Source organism: Grimontia sp. SpTr1, assembly GCF_947387585.1.
GTDB classification, from domain to species: domain Bacteria; phylum Pseudomonadota; class Gammaproteobacteria; order Enterobacterales; family Vibrionaceae; genus Enterovibrio; species Enterovibrio indicus.
In genome coordinates this window covers 385,265-403,765 of sequence record NZ_CANDOD010000001.1, presented here as the reverse complement: position 1 = coordinate 403,765, position 18,501 = coordinate 385,265, and the positions used below count along the sequence as shown (strand labels likewise).

Here is an 18,501-nt window from a genome sequence, read left to right as displayed (position 1 = left end):
CCGCGCATGTTACTGAAAATTCATTAACTATTGTGCCTGTCTAATTACACAGTAGCGGGTTTTCTTCCTACACTCTTAACAATGCGACACTGATTTGACTCGGAGGGGGCGACCTGTGCTCGAAAATTGGAAACGACAATTTGAGGATTATGCACTCGTAAAGAAGATGACCGTCATCCTCTGTTTGATTGGTCTGGTACCCACCATCATTACAGCGTTTATCGGTCTCTACAGCTCGTCCAATTCCATCGAACAGCAGAAAAGTGAATCCCTTCAAGCCATTGCTCAGTTAAAGGCAGACTCGGTCGAACTTTACTTTCAAAACTCCAACGCAGTATTAAAAAGCATTGCCCAAAATCCGCTGACAGTGAACGCCATTACGCCTTTTCTGGAAGCCTTTCGCGAATATCCAGAAGAAAGCACCCAGCAAAAGATGCAAGACCTCGCAGCGTTTTATGAAGATAGCTTTGCCAAGACCTATCAATTTGAAACAGACTCGACATTAGAGACCGACTCACTGATGGAAGGCGCCAACGCGACCATGATTGCGTTGCAGCATGCCTACATTGTGAAGAATCACTACCCCATAGGACAGAAAGACCAGCTCCGTCAGGCTGGGCGTACTCCCTACGATGAAGCTCATAAGCGGTTTCATCCCACTTTCCGCCAGTACCTGAGTAACTTCGGCTTTTACGACATTTTTCTCGTGAGCCTCTCTTCCGGTGACGTGGTCTACTCCGTTTTCAAAGAGATCGACTTCGCCTCCAATCTGATTGAAGGTCCTTATGCGAACTCCGGTTTGGGCGAGGTGTACCGTACACTCAAAAGCAAACTGCTTAATGGCGAGCAAGTCGACACCGTCTTTCATGACTATAGCCAGTACCTGCCATCTTACGATGCGCCAGCTGCGTTCTCAGCCACACCTGTGTATGTGAATGGCGTGCCTAAAGCCGCGCTGATTGTTCAATTGCCACTTGGGCAGATCAGCACTGTGATGAGCAAAGGCTATGGACTGGGTGCCACGGGAGAATCTTATATCGTCGGCGCTGACCGCAAACTGCGTTCAGACACCTTTCTTAGCGAAGACATGACGGTCGAATCAGCGTTTCGAGATAACAAAACCATCAATACAGTAGCGATCGAAACGGCGCTTAGCAGCCAATCTCAGGTTCCTGATACCGCGATTCATGGATTGAATTACCGCGATCACGATGTCTTTACCGTGTTCAGAAAAATACAGATTGGTGATAACGCAGATTGGGTGATCATCGTAGAACAGGATGTCAGCGAAGCCTTGGAAGCCATCACTGGCCTGCAACTTATTTATCTTGTAGTCGCACTGGTGCTTATCGCTTTGGTGCTATTTTCTGCCAAACACTTTGGCCAACTCATTGCCAGGCCGATTCAAGAGCTTTCGGCTTTTATTCTTGGTCTTCGTCAAAGCTGGCGTTTTTCTGATCGCGCCAATGTACACAGCAAAGATGAAACCGGACAGGCAGCTGAGGCGCTCAATACCATGCTGGCGTCTTTGGACACTGCCGTCGGCAGCATTTCCAACACCATGGAAGGCCTTTCTGAAGGCGACTTCTCACAGCGCGTGAACTCCGACATGGCTGGCGATTTGCAGAAACTCAAACTCAGTATCAATGAATTTGCCAGCGAAATTGAAGTCACCGTGAAAGGCATTGGTCATGTGATGGCGAAAATCGAACAAGGTGATTTCAGCTCTCAAGTGACTACTGATGCCAAAGGGCAACTCGATGTACTGAAAACACAGGTTAACAGTTCAGCCCGCGCCACTGCTGCCTTTATCAAAGACGCCAAGCTGGTGATGTCATCCCTTGAAGTCGGTGACTACAGCAAACGCATCACCACGCCTGCCGCCGGAGAGCTTGCTTCCCTTAAAGAGTCCATCAACCAATCTATTGCCAATACAGAAGGCGTCATCGTTAACATCTGCGGCGTGATGGAATCTATTAGCCAAGGGAAATTCGGACAAACGGCGTCGATTGAAGCTGAAGGTAAACTGGACGAAATGAAAACAGCGGTGAACCGCGCCTCAACCTCCATTAACGGGGTGGTTGCCAATATTGTCACCGTCATGGCCCAGGTGTCAGAAGGTGATTTTTCGGCTCGATGCCAGACAGAAGGCGTCTCGGGCGATTTGCTCGAATTGGCAAACGCAGTGAATCAATCAGCAACCAACATTGACGACACCCTCGCCCACACTCAACAGATATTGGAAAAGCTGTCCAAAGGTGATTTGACTGAAACCTTCGACCATAAAGTGACTGGCGATTACCAGAAGCTGAAATCAGGCATTAACGACACCATCATTAGCCTGGCGTATATGGTGCAGGAGATTCAAACGTCTGCCTCAACCGCCACCAACAAATCAGAAGAAACCAATGCTGAGGTGTCGGATCTGAACCGTCAATTAGATGCGCAAGTCAAAGGCTTGAAAGATGTCACGCTGCGCATGGCGGCGATGCGCAGCAATATTGAAGAAACATTGGATCACGCCAAAGTCTCCGTTTCTGTCTCCCAAACGGCACTGGACCACGCCCATGAGAGCGAAGTGCTGGTGAAAGAAGTGGAAGATGCGATGAAGTCCATCACGGATTCCAGCCGTAAAATGCAGGTCATCATCGAAACCATCGAAGGGATCGCCTTCCAGACCAACCTTCTTGCACTCAATGCCAGCGTAGAAGCCGCAAGAGCTGGCGAGCAAGGACGTGGATTCTCTGTGGTAGCCGGTGAGGTGAGAAATCTGGCCCAACGCTCCGCTGATGCAGCGAAAGAGATTTCATCATTGATTAAAGAGTCTGATAACCGTGTCGCGTTGGGCGCGGAGAAGGTGAATCTGTCCGGTGAGTTGCTATCAAAAATCACCCAATCGAATAGCGAAGTCTGTGCCAATTTTGAACGGGTGAACATCTCTATCAAAGCGCAGTTTGACCGCGTCAGGGAAGCCTCAGAAGGGGTGACTGGTGTGGGTGACAACATTCAACAATGCGCGCGTATTTTGAATCGCATCAACAGCAATATGGATGGGGTAAACGAACAAGCTGAAAACCTCAACCGTATGATTGGTCGATTTAATTATTAGACCCTCAAGTCTCGATATCGATCATTTAAGCCGGAAAATTCTGCTGTTACCCTGTGCAGAGTAACGATGGACATGGATGTACAGGATGACAGCTCCAAACGAATTGGCGATCGGCATTGATTTAGGCACCACCAACAGCGCGATTGCTGTTTGGCGAAATGGAAACGCTGAACTGATCCCCAATGCCCTTGGCCACTTCCTCACCCCTTCAGTTGTCAGTATCGACGACAGCGGACAGGTGTTGGTGGGTGATGCTGCGCACTCTCGTTTGGTGACCCGCCCTCAGGAAACCGCTGCTGCTTTTAAACGTTACGTTGGCTCCGACAAGCAATACCAACTCGGCAAACAGCGTTACACGCCCACAGAGCTTTGTGCACTCATCCTGCGTTCACTCAAAGCGGATGCGGAAGCGTTTCTCGGTCATGCCATCAGCGAAGTCGTTATCTCCGTTCCCGCTTACTTCAGCGATCAACAACGCAAACAGGTTCACCTCGCTGCAGAACTGGCTGATCTGATTGCTGTTCGCCTGATCAACGAACCCACTGCTGCCTGTCTTGCATACAGCCTTCACGAATCTCATGAACGCCGGTTTCTTGTTTTCGATCTTGGCGGTGGTACCTTTGATGTCACCGTGGTGGAGCATGCTGACGGTTTTGTTGATGTGCGCGCCTCTGCTGGCGATAACCGTCTTGGTGGTGAAGACTTCACCCGCAAGCTAGCTGATTATGTCATCGATAAAGTCAAAACCGATGACGGTGATATTGCCCTGAATGACATGGCAAAGATCATCAGCGCCTGTGAAAGCGCCAAGAAAATCGGCGAAGGCGACGTTGTCATTAACCTGCCGGAACCCTTTGCCCAGTCAATGTCACTCACCCCATTCATGCTTGATGAAATCTGGAAGGAGACCATGTTGCGACTCTCCCAGCCACTTCGTCAGGCATTGAGCGATGCGCGTATTACACCGGAAGATATTGATGAGCTGATTTTTGTTGGCGGTGCCACGAGATTGCGTCAGGTTCAACAACTCGCCACTCGTTTGATTGGACGTTTCGGAAAGATTTCCATCGACCCTGACTTGGTCGTTGCTATGGGCGCTGCCACTCAAGCGGCGTGCCGTTTGCGCGATGAAGCGGTCGAGGAAATTGTGCTGACAGATGTCTCCCCTTTCAGCCTCGGCATCGCTTCAAACCGCAATGGTCAGGTGGATGTATTCAGCCCAATCATTGAGCGCAATACCGTCATCCCTACTTCCCGTGTTGAGCGTTACTACACCACCACTGATAACCAAACAGTCGTAAGAATTGCGGTCTATCAGGGTGAGCGCTACTGGGTTCGCGAGAATATCTTCATCAACGAATTTGAAGTGACCGTGCCAGAAAACAAAGCGGGCGAAGAAGCGATTGATGTACGTTTCAGTTATGACATCAATGGTCTGTTGGAAGTGGATGTGACTGTACTGTCGACACAGAAAAACACTCAGAAGGTCATCGACCGCACCCCTGTTGGCATGAATGAAGACGACAAGGCCGCCAGCCGCGAACGACTCGCCATGCTGAAAGTCCACCCCCGCGACAAACTGCCTAACATTGCGATGTCAGAAAAGCTCAACCGCCTCTACGAAGAAAAACTCGCAGAAGAACGCCAGTTGGTAGAGGAGCTTATTGTTGCCTTCACACTGGCTTTGAATAGCCAGGATGAGCGCATCATTCGCGAAGCGAGAGAGTCGGTTGATAAGCAGTTAAAGGTTCTGGGATTTAGTTGAGTGGGTGACTTTTATTCAAAATACACTCCGAGTTTCTCTCCGAGGATCTTATCTCATATTCACTATTACCGCTAAAATTATGAAATCACTCTTAAGTGTAAAGTAATTAAATCGCCCAGTCTCATAATTTATCCATTGCAAATACTTTGAGATCACTTTTCACTTGAAATAAACGCTACTTGGTCAATTATCAATTAGTGCTTTACCAAATTGAAAGCTAGTAAGTTAAACCAACTAGCTCATACTTCACTACATAACGAAATGGGAAACCTAATGAAAATGTCTCTAAAAAGCATTTATTTATCTTTATTCTCTTTGGTATTAATCGCGGGATGTAGCAGTAGTCAAAAAGCGCCTTCAGTTGATACAACAGAAAAGTTTCAAATCAAAGAGATATCTCTTAAGTTAATTGAACGTGTGACTCCAGAAATTACATATCATACTGCCAATGAAATTGAAAATAGGGTTTCGAGTGATATCAAAGGTCAGTTAAAAAAGGCCAACCTAATATCTTCAGATCCTACAATGAATACTTTGAAAATAACAATGACTTATCATAGAAGATTTGCAGGTGATCAAACGCCATTTCCATCTGACTCCCTAATTTATCCTAATTTCGATTATGACATAGAAATTTATGATGGAAATGATTTGCTAACAACTATCTCTAAGAGAAACCTCACATATAGCGGGGGGTTTAAAATGAATTTAGAAGTGCTAGGCGGTTCATTAAGAAGTAAAGAAGATGAGATAGTATTTTTCAACGCTCTATCAAACACTATTATTGATAGAATTAAAAGCCTGAACTAAAAAGCGTCAAAATAGTAAGGAGAAGCTCTGACTTCGCATTTATACTTCATCAGCTTCTCCTTTTTGAGTAAATCCCACATTGACTCCAACTTATGCCCAATTGGTTTCCATTCTCTAATCCTTAAACCCCAACACTTTCCTCATATTGATCTCCCTTCTTGCCACCACTTTTCTATCCCAACCTCCCCGGGAGTAAAGATCATTCAGCCCATTGGCTGTCATGTAGTGGGTAATAACATTGACGAAAGCGAGGAAGACTGAGCGGAATATGATGGCCGCCAGCAAGGTGAATACGCTGTAAAACAAATATTTCTTCCTGTTGCCTTTGGTGATGATAGGACGTGAAACCTGCCAAGCTAAAAGGCTGTGGGTGATGAACAGAAAGATGACCATGCCTCCCAACGTTTCTTGAGAGACGTCAAATCCCGCCATTACAGTCATTGGGAAAACAAATACCCAGGCCGCAAAGAAAACGAACGAGAGAAACTTCAACTTGGTTTTGCTGTAAGTTGCCGCCTTCTCGCCTTTCTCAGCGATGTCTTTCTCTAGCTTCTGACGATACATTTCGTCAAGGAACTCAACGGCTACGTCCGTGGTTTCCTGCTGAAGTTCAGTTTGCTTTTTACGCCTGTCTGCCAGCGCTTTGAGCGAAGCCATGTTGTATCCATCTCCCTCCAGCCCTAAATGCAGTTGGGTGAGAAGAATGCACATGGGGTAATGGAAGTCTTTCGCTTCGTCTTCTGGTGAATGTTCTTCAAACTCTTCAGGTGGCGCAAACCAAGCCCTGTTTGTGGTGATCATCGCATGAATAAACTCTGGCTTATCGTAATGGTAAGTCTCTTTCGCCAACCCTTTTTCTTGCTTTAATCGAATGAGAGTTTGTTGTTGCCAGTCCACCACCACATGGAAATGCGGATTGGCATCCAGGTTGGCTGCAACCAGATTCCAAAAGACAATCGCTTCGTCAAAATGCTCCTCGGCCAATAGACGGGAAAGCGCGATAGTGGCGCAAAGATCACGCGCTTTAGCCCTTTCCATTAACGTCTCGATACTCTCACTTTCGATCAGTAACGACACTTGGCTATCAACCACCAGCCGATAGACAAACTGTTCAGGGAATTGGTTAAAAGCATCGATACTCTCGGGCAGATAGTCATAAGGCTTGGCGGCAAAAGGCAGAATGAGCGAAATCGGCCCGCTAAGTTGCCGTTCAGGCAGTGGTGGCAAGGTATCCATTACCGGTTGCTTGAGTGCCCCACCTGCTCCGAGGTGGGAAAAGAACATCAGCGCCCAGTCAAAAACGCCCTCAAACGCAGTTTTCTGCCATACACTGGTAATCTCATACTGCGGGTTGGCACTTCGATAGAAACAGAGTGAATCTGCATAGTAAGGATACATATTGCTTTCATGAAGCTCTTCCATGACCAAAACTTCCGCTTGCTCCAACTGTCGATACCAAGTGTCAGGCAGCAAAGGATGGCGACGAATGCACTCGAGCCAATCATCCTTGGATAGTGAACTTAGCTCCTCCATGGTCAGGGCTTCTTGTGAGAAGAAGGCGTCGGTTTCATAGTGCGCTAATTTTTGCTGTAGCGTTTCAGAACCACCCTGCGTTTCCATCACTTCTTTTAAGCATTGCTGCGCGAGAAGAATGGCGACACGTTCACTGCCATTTCCCAATGACTCCAATTCCTGCTTTAACGCTTGCTTGAGCGAATTCATCCATGCCCAGCTTCCGGAATGCATCGCCCACAGCACTTTGACGACCAACGCTAAGGGTCCCTCTGCGCCGGTAAAATCCAATCTGTGGCTAATCGCATTATTGTCATGCCCAACAAGCTGACCACAAAGCCAGTCATACATCAGTTTTTCTGGGGCGCTTTCGGGTACCTCTAACAGTTTTCGCTCATTGCGCCAAAATACAGGTGGCAGCGGGTTCCAGCGCTGACGTAAACATGCCAATACCAAGGCCAATAGGCGATCTTGACTGAGTGCGGAGAAATACTGCAGATCGGCGGCCTCAGACCAGGCTTTGAGTGAAAGGAATTTTTCCGTCACTATTTCGATCGCTTTTGAATGACCGGTAAGCTTGGCTGCCTCCGCAATCACCTCCCATTGAGCGAGCGTGAGGGTTTCTGCCGGGCGTTCAATAAGCTCAGACACCAAGGCCTCGACGACTGACGATGACGCTGTTTTTATAGCGACATGCGCTTTAAGGAGGCTGATTTGAACATCGAGCAGGTTTGGCATGACAAACGTCAGCGGCTGCTGCAGGTGATAGTGCAACGCATCCACTTGCCCACGTGACAGTGCAATATGAAGAGGACGCAAAAAGCTCAGTACAGCCCTTTGTTCTTGTGCACTCAACTGAGCCAGCTCTTCGAGGGAGACAGACAGGGGAAACTGTCGCCACTCATCGAGAAATTCACCCAGTTCAACTTGCTGTTGGTCTCCGTTTAACAAGAGATTCCAACTTAAACCGTGCCAAAGCACATCAATGATCGCGGGGGGCAACCAGCGGTTTGCTAACACCAGAGTAACAGCGTCGTCTGAGATCTTCTGCTGCTCATCGATTTGCAGCATCTGGCCGGTTTCTGTCCAGACTTTCCAGCTCGTCAATTCCATCCGCTTTGACGCATCTTGAAGCAGTGCTTTCAACGCGCTGATGTGCGGGTGTTCTGTCGCTGTTTCTGGGTTTTCGGGGGCTGATTCCCTGTTGGTTTCTCCATTGTCATCAGCGCCGTCTTTCAGCCATTGAAGAATATTTTCATACGCTTCGCGTACCCGCTTGAATCCTTCTGGATCGTCTTCTGGGTGATGTTGGCGAAGCTTGACGCGATACGCCTTCTTGATGACCGATTCATCTTGCGTAGGTTCAAGGTCGAGGGTTTCCCACATGTTCATGACTGTGTCTCCCCTTCTTCTTCACTCAACAACGCGCGGAGTGATTCCGGCTGAGGGATCACCGGCAGCACGGTGCTCCATTCCAAAGCGGGAATGGGACAGTCTTTGTCTTGCTCAAGGCTTTGAAAGAAATTACTGAATCCGATATAGAAACCGTTATTGAGCAGGTATTTGACGTTGTCGATATCTTCATCTTGATCGTTGATATATTCCCAATAGTTGCGACCAAAAATGAAGCTCTGACTGTATTGTTCCCAGCTTGAGAAGTGCTTTTGAACTTGAAGACAGAAATAGTTGAGCAGGAAGGCAAATTCTTCCTGGGTTACTTTGCCCGCACTGAACCCAGCACGGGTAAGAAAAGAACCACGGCAAAAATCCCACGCTTTAAAACCGGCAATACCAACGTGGCGGTAAGCCGCATCGAGATACTGCATTTCAGCCTTAGCGACCTCATTCTGCACACTGTCGATACGTTGTTGCCATTCATTGGCGCTCATGCAGGCGCGGCGTCCGAACTCTCCTTCCCAGACATCACCGTGAACTTCCCCCATTGCGAGACGATGGATCATCTGGTGCCATTCACGGCGGGTTTCAATCCCCCAGCTATCAGCAAAGCTTTTCCCCCACGCTTCCGGATCCTCTGCATCGCGTTTTAGGGTGGGCAAGTCGTAGTCATATTCGCCACGGTTATAGCTAATTTGGGGAGAAGTTATCGCCAGCCACCATTGGCAATGGGGCAAGGACAAGTCGAATGTGTAAGGAGTTTGCGCTGTCATCCTGAGCCTGCTTTTCTTAATTGCTTCATGCAATTAGCTCAGGATGACGTTTTCGGGCGTTAAAGTGTAGTGAGATGGATCAGGTTATCGGGCATTGAGCAGTCTGGCTCAGTTTAAGTGTTCCCTTGTCTCACCAAAGTCCCGCTTTCTTAATCTCGTTATAGGCAGACATAACGTCATCAGGAATCACTTGTTCAATCTGAAAGCCTTGGGCTGGGTAATCCTTAATGCGCTCGAAATCACTCACTGTGGCTTCAACAACATGGTCAAACGTAAGGTCTGCCGTCGGATATTCCAGGAACGGGATTGGCGGGGAAGTACAAACAACGCTTTCCACGTCATCAGGCCACTGTTTTAGAAACGTCGCGTAAGCCCTGCGCTCCATAAAAGGCTTTTGCACCAGAATGAAACGGCTGAACGTCAATCCCTTCTTTGACAATACCTTGTGTGACAGCGTCACGTTTTCACCTGTGTTGGTGGCTTGGCTTTCCAGCAGTATTGCTCTGTCTGGCACACCCTCATCACGCAAAATCTCGGCAAACGTTTCGGCTTCCGATTTTTCGAAAACGTCTTCAGTAAACCTGCCTCTTCCCCCGGACACCAGTACGTAAGGTGCCATTCCTCGACGGTAAAGGTCGGCGGCGTGCTCAGCGACTCTCAAATCATTGCTGCACAATACAAACAGGCAGTCTGCGGGCTTAACTTCATGCCCCATAAGGTGGTAATTCCAGATGGTTTCAAGATGTTGATATAGACGTGCAGGCATTTCAGTATTCCCAGATAACGATGTATGGATACCAATACTCCTAACGCCCTTTCATTTCAAAGCAATGACACGCATTTTCTGAAATTCGGAAGCGAATGGTTAATTCGCCACCACTTTGGCAAGCTCAGACTCTGATTCCCAAGCAAATGGGGCAAACAGTTCAGGTAAATCGACACTCACGCCAAGACGCGCTGCGAGCAGGTACAAACCGCCGATTTTCCGGTGAAGGAAAAGTGCATCCACGGGTGGTGTGTGCCAATACCCTTGCTCGGTGCTCAGTGCCATGCCGGCATCATGAATGCGCTTGGCAAGATCACTGTGGCCGAAATCATAGGGCCCGTTATGGCGCAGAGGCTCACAGGCCGTCATCACCAAATTCACCACTGCGTTTTTTTGTTCTGGAAAGATATGCTCGCTGAAAAAGCCAATTTGGGACATGGCGTCCGCCACCCCTTCCCTGTCGTTGTGCATCGCTGACGTCAACAGCTTCTGGTAGCCCTGACTTATTGTGTTTGAATACAAACGGGTTGCGCCAAAATCCAACAAGACGATTTTTCCGGTTTCGCGCTGGTACAGGTAATTGGCAAAGTTGGGATCGGTCTGAACACGTTGGAAGTCGAACACTTCGCGGAACAACAAGGTAAACAGATTCGAAACAAGCTCGGTTTTCTCCGTATCTGGCAAATCACCGAGATTTTCAATCTGTTCGCCCTGTTCGTACCTCATGGTCAATATCGACGACGTGGTCAGCGCATCATTGATTGAAGGCACGACGAATCGGTCATCCTCTTTCAACAGCTCACCAAACACCTTGGCATGTTCGGCTTCCAGTTGATAATCCGCTTCGGCATGAAGTTGTTTTTTAGCTTCTTCAAGCAGGCTTTTGTAATCGACTTCTTTAGGCACTAGCCCTGTCAGGCGAAACAGTGTGACGACATTATCGACATCGCTGCTGATGCTTTTCTTTACGCCAGGATACTGCACCTTTACCGCCCGTTCCGAACCGTCGTCGTCATAAGCGAAATGTACCTGACCAATTGATGCTGCAGCGATAGGCTTGAATTTGAAGGAAAGGAAGTGTTTCTGCCAATCTGTGCCCCACTCGCTCGCCAATACATCAGCAAGTTGCTTTGCAGGCATTGGCGCGGCGTCAGAACGCAGTCGGGCGAGGATATCGGTGAGCTCTTTTGGCAAAGCATCACCCGCATCCATACTCAACAACTGGCCAACTTTCATTGCTGCGCCACGAAGCTGTGCAAGCTGGTCGGTAATATTAGAAATGTTCTTTGGAGTCAGCAGCAGGTCTTTGGCTTTCGGGCGCTTGCCTGCCATCAATTGCTTGGCACCTTCTGCCGCCATGTTGGTCGCTACTTTGGTGACCACAGAGCCAAACATACCGACTCTGCTCATTCGATGGGTAGGAACCTTTTTACCGTCGTCGTACTCAGCCACGATGTGTGTCCTTTTTGTTGTTTTTCCTTGAACCAGTACGAACCGAACAGAGAATCGTTCACTGGGCATCTTCATGTTGTTTGGGTATAAACCCAAGATACAAAAAAACCGCGCTAAAAAGCGCGGTTCTTTCAGGGTCAGTGAGGGTTTAAACCTTCTTCACGAACTCAGACTTCAGCTTCATTGCGCCGATGCCGTCGATTTTACAATCGATATCGTGGTCACCGTCTACCAGACGGATATTTTTCACTTTAGTACCCACTTTAACAACCAGTGACGATCCTTTCACTTTCAGGTCTTTGATCACTGTAACTGTGTCGCCGTCCTGAAGAACATTGCCGTTAGAGTCTTTAATTACCTTCGTCTCTTCTGCATCTGCAGATGCATCCTGAGACCACTCGTGACCACACTCAGGGCAAACGAACAGCGCGCCGTCTTCGTAAGTGTATTCAGAGTTACATTGTGGGCAATTTGGTAAAGACATGATTGATCACCTCGGTAAGGATGGAGAATACCAATTGGACTAAATCGTCAGTCCAATTGGTACAAAGAGGCGCTAGTCTAAACCAAACCCCTAGCTTCGCATATAGCGAAACGTGATAAGCACACACTTTTTCCGGGTTTAAGATTATTTAGCCTTTCACTTGCAACAGTTAGGTGAAAATCGAGCCACACTATTGCCTACAGCCGCATAACTGAACGATCCATTTCCTTACATTTAAATGCATCGGATCACATTTCAGAAAAATGTTAATTCGTCATAATAAATTCATTCCGGCTATGAATTTACAAGTTAAAAGCCCGCAGCCCTTTGTCTATCTAGTCAGACAGAATGCCATATTATCTCTGTGACATTTTTGCAACATATTCAGCAATTTTGACAGCAAGCAAATGTGAAACCAGTTGCTAGAATCATTTTTGATAAAGCCCATTATTTTAAACACTTAGTCTTTAGGGAGAGAGACATGAACGCCTTGTCCATCAGGCAACGTTTATCGTTGATCATCGTGATTGCCCTGCTGTCTTTGGTTTCAGTCACCACCATCTCGCTGATCATCAAGCGAGATAACATGCTCGAAGAGCGAAAAAATCAGATTCAGGTATTGGTAGAAACTGCCGAGAGTCTGGTTACCCGCCTATACCAAAAGTCCCAGACTGGAGAGATTTCGGTTGAGGAAGCACAGCAACGGGCGATCACAGCCATGGATGCGATGCGCTACGGCAGCAACGGTTATTTCATGATTTATGACATGAAGTCCACCATGGTGCACCACCCTATTGCGAGCAACCTGAACGGTAAAGATCTCACTGACCTTCAAGACGTTAACGGTGTTTACATCATTGCGGAACAAGTGAAAAAAGCCCGAAATGGCGGTGGGTTCGTTACCTATCACTGGAAGAAAGCCGGTGCCGATGAAACACCTTACCCAAAAATTGCTTACTCTCTGCCGTTCAAACCTTGGGGATGGGTGCTCAATACTGGATTGTATGTGGATGATGTTGATGCCATTTTCTTCGAGGATGTACGCAAGATGCTGCTAATTGTGGCGGCGGTGGCTTTGGTATTAGCAAGTATTTCATTCACTATTGCCCGAAGCATCACTACACCTTTGAGTACGTTGCAGCGCCAGTTCCAGAATGCTGAGAGAAACCTGGATCTCACCGTGCGCTCACGCCTGAAAGGCAAAAACGAAATCACAGATCTTGGCCGTGCGTTCAACAACCTGATGAATGCGTTTGAAGAGACGCTGACAGGGATTGCGCTAGGTGCCAACCAACTCAACAGCGAAGTGACCAAACTGGAAACCTTGTCCAATCACATCGTTGGTGCGTCTACTCAGCAATCTGAAGATACCGGGAGCATCGCAGCCTTGGTAGAAGAGTTTGCCGCCAGCATCAATACCATTTCCCATGACGCTGACAAGATGAAGTCACTGTCGAATGAGAATGGTGCTCAGGCTCAGCAAGGCGCCAATACCATGCAGTTGACCATCAGCAATATGGATCAGATGTCTGAGAAATCTCAGCGTTCAAGTTCAGCCGTGGCAGAACTCGACCAGCATTCAAAAGAGATTGAAGGTATTATCAGCGTGATTAACGACGTCGCAGAACAAACCAACCTTCTCGCCTTGAATGCTGCGATTGAAGCAGCACGCGCTGGCGATCAGGGGCGTGGGTTTGCTGTTGTGGCCGATGAAGTGCGTAACCTTGCGGTTCGTACCTCTGATTCCACCAAACAAATTGCTTCAACGATTCAAGAGCTCAGAAGCGGCATTGAAACCACTGTCAGTCACATTGAAGACAGTGTCTCTGTGGTCAGCGATAATATGTCGCAAACTCACTCGGCAGAACAATCTGTACGCGAAATGCATCAGAAATCGATGGATCTCATCAATATCATTGAAGAGGTCTCACGCTCATTGCATGAACAAACCATCGCAAACCAGGAGTTAGCGCGCCGTATTCAGGGCATTGCTGATATGGCCGCCAATAACCATGAATCAGCGGCCGATGTTCAGGGTTCAGCCCGTGAGGTCAATGATTTGGTGGGCAAGTTCAGAAGCTCAGTGAGTCGCTTCAAGGTATCCAGCGCCATCTAACCATATAAGCCCTTTTCTCCCTGTCCGCCCACTGCCGGGCAAGAGAACGAACAAAGCCCCATTACGGGGCTTTGTTCGTTTTTTCCTTAGGTGTTTTTAACTATACCCAAACGCCCTGAAAATGCAGGATTCAGGTTGTCCAGATATGAAACATTCTCTCAGTCTCTAAAGCTGCACATATCACCACGATCATTAGCGATACCATGAAGCAAATTTAATAACCCCGTCGAATATGACCAAAAAATCTTTTGGTGTTACAGGGGGATAGTAATCTGTCAGGAGTCTATTCAGTGCTCGCTATGCAAAGAATGTCGGCGTTGAAGATATTCGCAATGAGCTTTCGTGAAGCGGTTTTGGCCCTTCTTCCTTACATGTTTCTTCGTTCACTCTGGATTGTTTTCTATATCATCAATCAGCACATTGGGATATTGGATATAGATACCGCGGACACCCTGTCGAAAATGTTCGATCTGAGTTTCCCGCCGCTTCTCGCCATGTCTTTAGCTTCGCATTTGGCGCTTGGCTTTTCTTATGAGCGGGTCCACGCCACCATTCTCACTGTCCTGTTGTTTTTTAAGTTCTCTGGATTTGTTCAATTGGGCGAAGCCGGGTTGGAACTGACAGACAAATTTGTATTACCGCAGGCAATCGCAATTCCCATCTTTGTCTGCGTTATGTATGTGCTGCTGAACAAGTACCTGAGAATCACCATTGATCCCAAAGGGATTTTAAACCGTTCGCTGACACGGAATGTCGACGCCACACTGCCATATATCATCATCTATATTGTGGCAGTGTTCCTGGTACCAAAACTGCATTTGGTCTCTTTTACACCCTTTGTCGAATGGGTTGCCAGTCTCCCCATGCAGCTACAAGCCTTCTCTTACACCGTGTTTATCCACCTTTTCTGGATTACCGGTATTCACGGCGCTGCAGCCTACTACACCTTTTTCGATACACAGTTCGTTTCGGATATATACGTTTCCAATATCCCTTTCGCTAACTTTTTCGATTTGTTCGTGGTCTATGGCGGCGCTGGCAGTACATGGTCACTTATTCTGGCGTTGTTGCTGTTTTCTAAAAGCTCGCATGGCCGTGCGGTGGTGAAAATTTCCATTCCATTTGCAGTCCTGAATATCAATGAAATCCTGCTTTTTGGTTTACCGGTGATTTATAACCCTGCCCTTGCCATTCCTTTTGTGCTTGTCCCTTTGGTCAATCATGTACTGGCCTACACTTTTCTCTCGTTCATACCAGTAGAAATCCTTAGCGAGCCGATTTCCTGGGTCACACCCATATTTATGAATGCCTGGCTAATAACAGGTGGGGATGTGATTGCTGTTTTACTACAGATCGCTCTAATCACTCTGGGAGTCGCCATTTACCGCCCCTTTATCAAACATTTTGAAGACAAGAGTAATGAAGGGGTGAGAGACGCATTAATCCGGAAGTTGCGCCTTAACTCAAATGTACTCTCGTCTTCTGATGTACTGCTAAACGAAGCGCAACTCAACTTTGACAAAAAACTCGATAAAGTTAATGCCCACATGAAACAACTGATTGAGGGGGAATTGGTCTTGTTCTATCAACCTCAATACAACCTGAAAACGGGTCAATTGATCGGTATGGAAGCCTTACTTCGGCTGAAAAAAGGTGACCGTTTTTATGGACCTTCATTTTTGGAAGACTTCAACGATGCTGGATTAAGTTTGCCTATCGACCGCTGGGTGCTCGATCAACTCAGTTTCGACTTACAAGACTGGCAGGAAAGAGGAATGTTGACACACAAAGTCAGCATGAACATGACAGTAGATGCACTTTTAGATCGGGACTATATCAACTTATTCATTACACATTTGAAAGGCTTGCCCGTCGTGGTTGAGCTGACCGAGTCCAGCTATATACAGAACCAAAGCAAAGCTCAGAACGTCATTAACCGATTAAGAAAAGAAGGGTTCAGCGTGGCCATTGACGACTTTGGTTCGGGTTATTCCAGCCTCTCAATGCTGGCGAACCTCAATGCCGATTTCGTAAAGTTAGACCGCCAATTTCTAGAAAATACTTCGAGCGAATCGGGGCAAGTGCTTTACCGTCACATCAGTCAGGCATTGGAAGAAATGCACTATACGGTCATTGCTGAAGGCGTCGAAAACGATACGGAAATTTCCCTGGTGTCAGAATGCAATATCGATATCGCTCAAGGGTATTATTATCACCAGGCACTGAGTAAATCAGATATTGAAAAGCTATTTATTCGATAACCCTAGTGCATTGATCATGGTACGAGGGATTTCCGCAAGCAAATAACAGAAAGGGGGTAATTCCCCCAGCGCACTAGCCCAAGATGCAGAAGTTCCGCTACGAGTCGTTGTTAAGCTTCTTATACCCAAACAACACAAGGATGAATTTCAATGCCGCTTATCTCAGGGAATCTTAGTCATTTTGCTAACCCAAAATCTGATCCTTCCACTCGGTACTCTGACCAGCAAAAAGACGTTCTGAGTGTTAGCGCAGCAGAAAGTGCCATCACAGACATTACCCAATGGCCAGGTTATGAGGAAACGCCGCTTCTGAGCCTTTCTGATTTGGCTCACGCCAGTTGTCTGGGAAAAATTTGGTACAAAGATGAATCGAAACGCTTTTCATTGAAGAGCTTTAAAGCACTGGGCGGTGCTTTCGCCGTCGCACGCCAACTTCAGTCTATTTTATCGCAACGACATGGCGTCACGCCAACCATCTCCGAGTTACTCTCCGGCGATTGGAAATCACAAGCCAGCGAAATAGTGGTGACATGTGCCACCGATGGTAACCACGGTCGCTCTGTTGCATGGGGCGCCCAGATGTTTGGCTGTGGCTGCGTGATTTATATTCACCGAGACGTATCTGAAGGGCGCAAGGAAGCCATGGAGTCGTTCGGTGCCCACGTAGTAAGGATCACTGGTAATTACGACGATTCGATCAAAATTGCCGACGCTGAAGCTAAAAAGCATGGACGTGTGATTGTCTCCGATACCTCATATGAAGGCTACATGGAGATCCCTAAAGATGTGGCGCTTGGCTATACCGTTATGTTGTCAGAAATCGTCTCTCAGATGGATGGCGAAATACCAACCCATGTTTTTGTCCAAGGTGGTGTCGGAGGTTTAGCTTCTGCAGTATGCGGTTACTTCTGGGACCTTTGGGGAGAAAAGCGACCAAAGTTCATTATTGTTGAACCAGAGCAAGCAAACTGCCTGCAGCTCAGCGCCCAAGCCGGAAAGCCCGTTGTAGTTGAAGGGGAACTGGAAACCCTGATGGCAGGTCTCGCCTGTGGGGAAGTGTCAGAACTTGCTTGGAAGATACTCAGTAATGGTGCCGATGATTTTATGACTTTGTCAGAGGATGCTGTCCCAGCCACAATGAAAATGCTGGCCAACGGTTTTGAAGGCGATCCAGTCATTGAAGCTGGTGAGTCCGCTGTTCCGGGTTTGGCTGCCGCTATCATCGCACGTTCTCATCCATCCCTCTCGAAAGCACTAGCCCTTGATGAAAAAAGTCGAGTACTCGTTTTTGGCACGGAAGGCGCGACTGATCCAGAGTTGTATAAACAACTTGTCGGCTAATGTTTCGTTACCACATTGAGGGCAGCCCTGATGATTGACTGCCCTCCTTTTTCCAAGGCAACGACCCTTCTCACGACTCGTCAATCGGAACAGTCAGCCCTGTTTTTACCCTGTCCATCACTACATTGGTATGGAAGCTTTTGATGTTCACATTGTCGAAAAAGGCCTCTCGCGTGAAGACGTCGTACTCTTCCATATCAGCCGCGGTTACAATCAAAATAAAGTCCGAGCTACCCGTCACGTAATAGCATTGCTGCACTGATTTATTCCCCTTCATTTCCTTCTTGAAGTTATGCATCAGATCGACTCTTTCTCTCTCAAGAGAGACTTGAACCACAAACGTCATCGCTTTCCCAATAGCCTTAGGATCAACAACAGACACGTCAGCTTTGATAATTTTCTGTTCACGTAACTTTTTTAATCGTCTCTGAACCGCCGCAGGAGACAGACCCACCATGTCGGCGATTTGATCAGATGTCGCCCGATTGGAGTCCTGCATGATATTGAGAATTTTCCGGTCAAAACTGTCGATTGAAAAGGTCGATGAGCGCCCCATGCTCTATTTGCTCCATGTCTAATAAGATTTCACTCGTCATATAGAAATACTGACAATTCTAAGACTGGTTACACGTCTGGAAATTGCGTTTTCTCTCTTAACGTAAATCTCACTATAGCTTACAAAAATTGCGGACTTCCCTCGTTAAAGGCTCCGTTATT

12 protein-coding genes are annotated in these 18,501 nt (G+C 47.4%); 6 read left to right on the top strand and 6 right to left on the bottom strand.

Annotated features, from left to right (window positions below; genetic code table 11):
- Positions 1 to 115 precede the first annotated feature (115 nt).
- From QL223_RS01900 to QL223_RS01890, 3 genes are all read left to right on the top strand, one after another.
- Entirely contained in the window at positions 116 to 3,109 is a 2,994-nt protein-coding gene (locus tag QL223_RS01900) for a methyl-accepting chemotaxis protein (protein WP_281543694.1), read from the top strand.
- Between the two features lie 85 nt (positions 3,110 to 3,194).
- Positions 3,195 to 4,874, top strand: coding sequence for an Hsp70 family protein (locus QL223_RS01895; protein WP_281543693.1), 1,680 nt, complete (start codon positions 3,195 to 3,197; stop codon positions 4,872 to 4,874).
- Positions 4,875 to 5,147: 273 nt separating this feature from the next.
- Positions 5,148 to 5,684 (top strand): hypothetical protein, encoded by a 537-nt coding sequence (locus QL223_RS01890; RefSeq protein WP_281543692.1) that lies wholly within the window; start codon positions 5,148 to 5,150, stop codon positions 5,682 to 5,684.
- A gap of 114 nt (positions 5,685 to 5,798) precedes the next feature.
- Here the strand turns inward: QL223_RS01890 and QL223_RS01885 are convergent, their stop codons facing one another.
- The 5 genes from QL223_RS01885 to QL223_RS01865 form a co-directional block, all read right to left on the bottom strand.
- Positions 5,799 to 8,588 (bottom strand): J domain-containing protein, encoded by a 2,790-nt coding sequence (locus QL223_RS01885; RefSeq protein ID WP_281543691.1) that lies wholly within the window; start codon positions 8,586 to 8,588, stop codon positions 5,799 to 5,801.
- The gene (locus tag QL223_RS01880) at positions 8,585 to 9,364 is read right to left on the bottom strand and encodes a DUF1266 domain-containing protein (RefSeq protein ID WP_281543690.1); all 780 of its coding nucleotides are present in this window, start codon (positions 9,362 to 9,364) and stop codon (positions 8,585 to 8,587) included. The genes QL223_RS01885 and QL223_RS01880 overlap by 4 nt, the downstream gene beginning before the upstream one ends.
- A gap of 130 nt (positions 9,365 to 9,494) precedes the next feature.
- The gene (locus QL223_RS01875; protein ID WP_281543689.1) at positions 9,495 to 10,130 is read right to left on the bottom strand and encodes a YdcF family protein; all 636 of its coding nucleotides are present in this window, start codon (positions 10,128 to 10,130) and stop codon (positions 9,495 to 9,497) included.
- Between the two features lie 99 nt (positions 10,131 to 10,229).
- Positions 10,230 to 11,582 carry an AarF/ABC1/UbiB kinase family protein gene (locus tag QL223_RS01870; RefSeq protein ID WP_281543688.1) on the bottom strand — a complete coding sequence of 451 codons (1,353 nt, stop codon included), beginning with the start codon at positions 11,580 to 11,582 and terminating at the stop codon, positions 10,230 to 10,232.
- 148 nt (positions 11,583 to 11,730) lie between these two features.
- On the bottom strand, positions 11,731 to 12,066 hold the full coding sequence (locus QL223_RS01865; protein ID WP_002541208.1) for a zinc ribbon domain-containing protein YjdM: 336 nt from the start codon (positions 12,064 to 12,066) through the stop codon (positions 11,731 to 11,733).
- 481 nt (positions 12,067 to 12,547) lie between these two features.
- On the opposite strand from QL223_RS01865, the gene QL223_RS01860 reads away from it, so the two are divergent.
- The 3 genes from QL223_RS01860 (at position 12,548) to QL223_RS01850 (ending at position 17,784) form a co-directional block, all read left to right on the top strand.
- Entirely contained in the window at positions 12,548 to 14,182 is a 1,635-nt protein-coding gene (locus tag QL223_RS01860; RefSeq protein WP_281543687.1) for a methyl-accepting chemotaxis protein, read from the top strand.
- A gap of 332 nt (positions 14,183 to 14,514) precedes the next feature.
- On the top strand, positions 14,515 to 16,443 hold the full coding sequence (locus QL223_RS01855; protein WP_281543686.1) for an EAL domain-containing protein: 1,929 nt from the start codon (positions 14,515 to 14,517) through the stop codon (positions 16,441 to 16,443).
- A gap of 150 nt (positions 16,444 to 16,593) precedes the next feature.
- A complete protein-coding gene (locus tag QL223_RS01850; protein WP_281543685.1) occupies positions 16,594 to 17,784 on the top strand; it encodes a diaminopropionate ammonia-lyase in 1,191 nt (396 codons plus the stop codon).
- Between the two features lie 70 nt (positions 17,785 to 17,854).
- Here the strand turns inward: QL223_RS01850 and QL223_RS01845 are convergent, their stop codons facing one another.
- On the bottom strand, positions 17,855 to 18,340 hold the full coding sequence (locus tag QL223_RS01845) for an Lrp/AsnC family transcriptional regulator (RefSeq protein ID WP_281543684.1): 486 nt from the start codon (positions 18,338 to 18,340) through the stop codon (positions 17,855 to 17,857).
- Positions 18,341 to 18,501: the final 161 nt, after the last annotated feature.

Coding starts and splice junctions, on each gene's coding strand:
- QL223_RS01895 (WP_281543693.1), top strand. CDS start 3,195: ATGACAGCTCCAAACGAATTGGCGATCGGCATTGATTTAGGCACCACC.
- QL223_RS01860 (WP_281543687.1), top strand. CDS start 12,548: ATGAACGCCTTGTCCATCAGGCAACGTTTATCGTTGATCATCGTGATT.
- QL223_RS01850 (WP_281543685.1), top strand. CDS start 16,594: ATGCCGCTTATCTCAGGGAATCTTAGTCATTTTGCTAACCCAAAATCT.
- QL223_RS01845 (WP_281543684.1), bottom strand. CDS start 18,340: ATGGGGCGCTCATCGACCTTTTCAATCGACAGTTTTGACCGGAAAATT.
- QL223_RS01890 (WP_281543692.1), top strand. CDS start 5,148: ATGAAAATGTCTCTAAAAAGCATTTATTTATCTTTATTCTCTTTGGTA.
- QL223_RS01885 (WP_281543691.1), bottom strand. CDS start 8,588: ATGAACATGTGGGAAACCCTCGACCTTGAACCTACGCAAGATGAATCG.
- QL223_RS01855 (WP_281543686.1), top strand. CDS start 14,515: ATGAGCTTTCGTGAAGCGGTTTTGGCCCTTCTTCCTTACATGTTTCTT.
- QL223_RS01865 (WP_002541208.1), bottom strand. CDS start 12,066: ATGTCTTTACCAAATTGCCCACAATGTAACTCTGAATACACTTACGAA.
- QL223_RS01880 (WP_281543690.1), bottom strand. CDS start 9,364: ATGACAGCGCAAACTCCTTACACATTCGACTTGTCCTTGCCCCATTGC.
- QL223_RS01875 (WP_281543689.1), bottom strand. CDS start 10,130: ATGCCTGCACGTCTATATCAACATCTTGAAACCATCTGGAATTACCAC.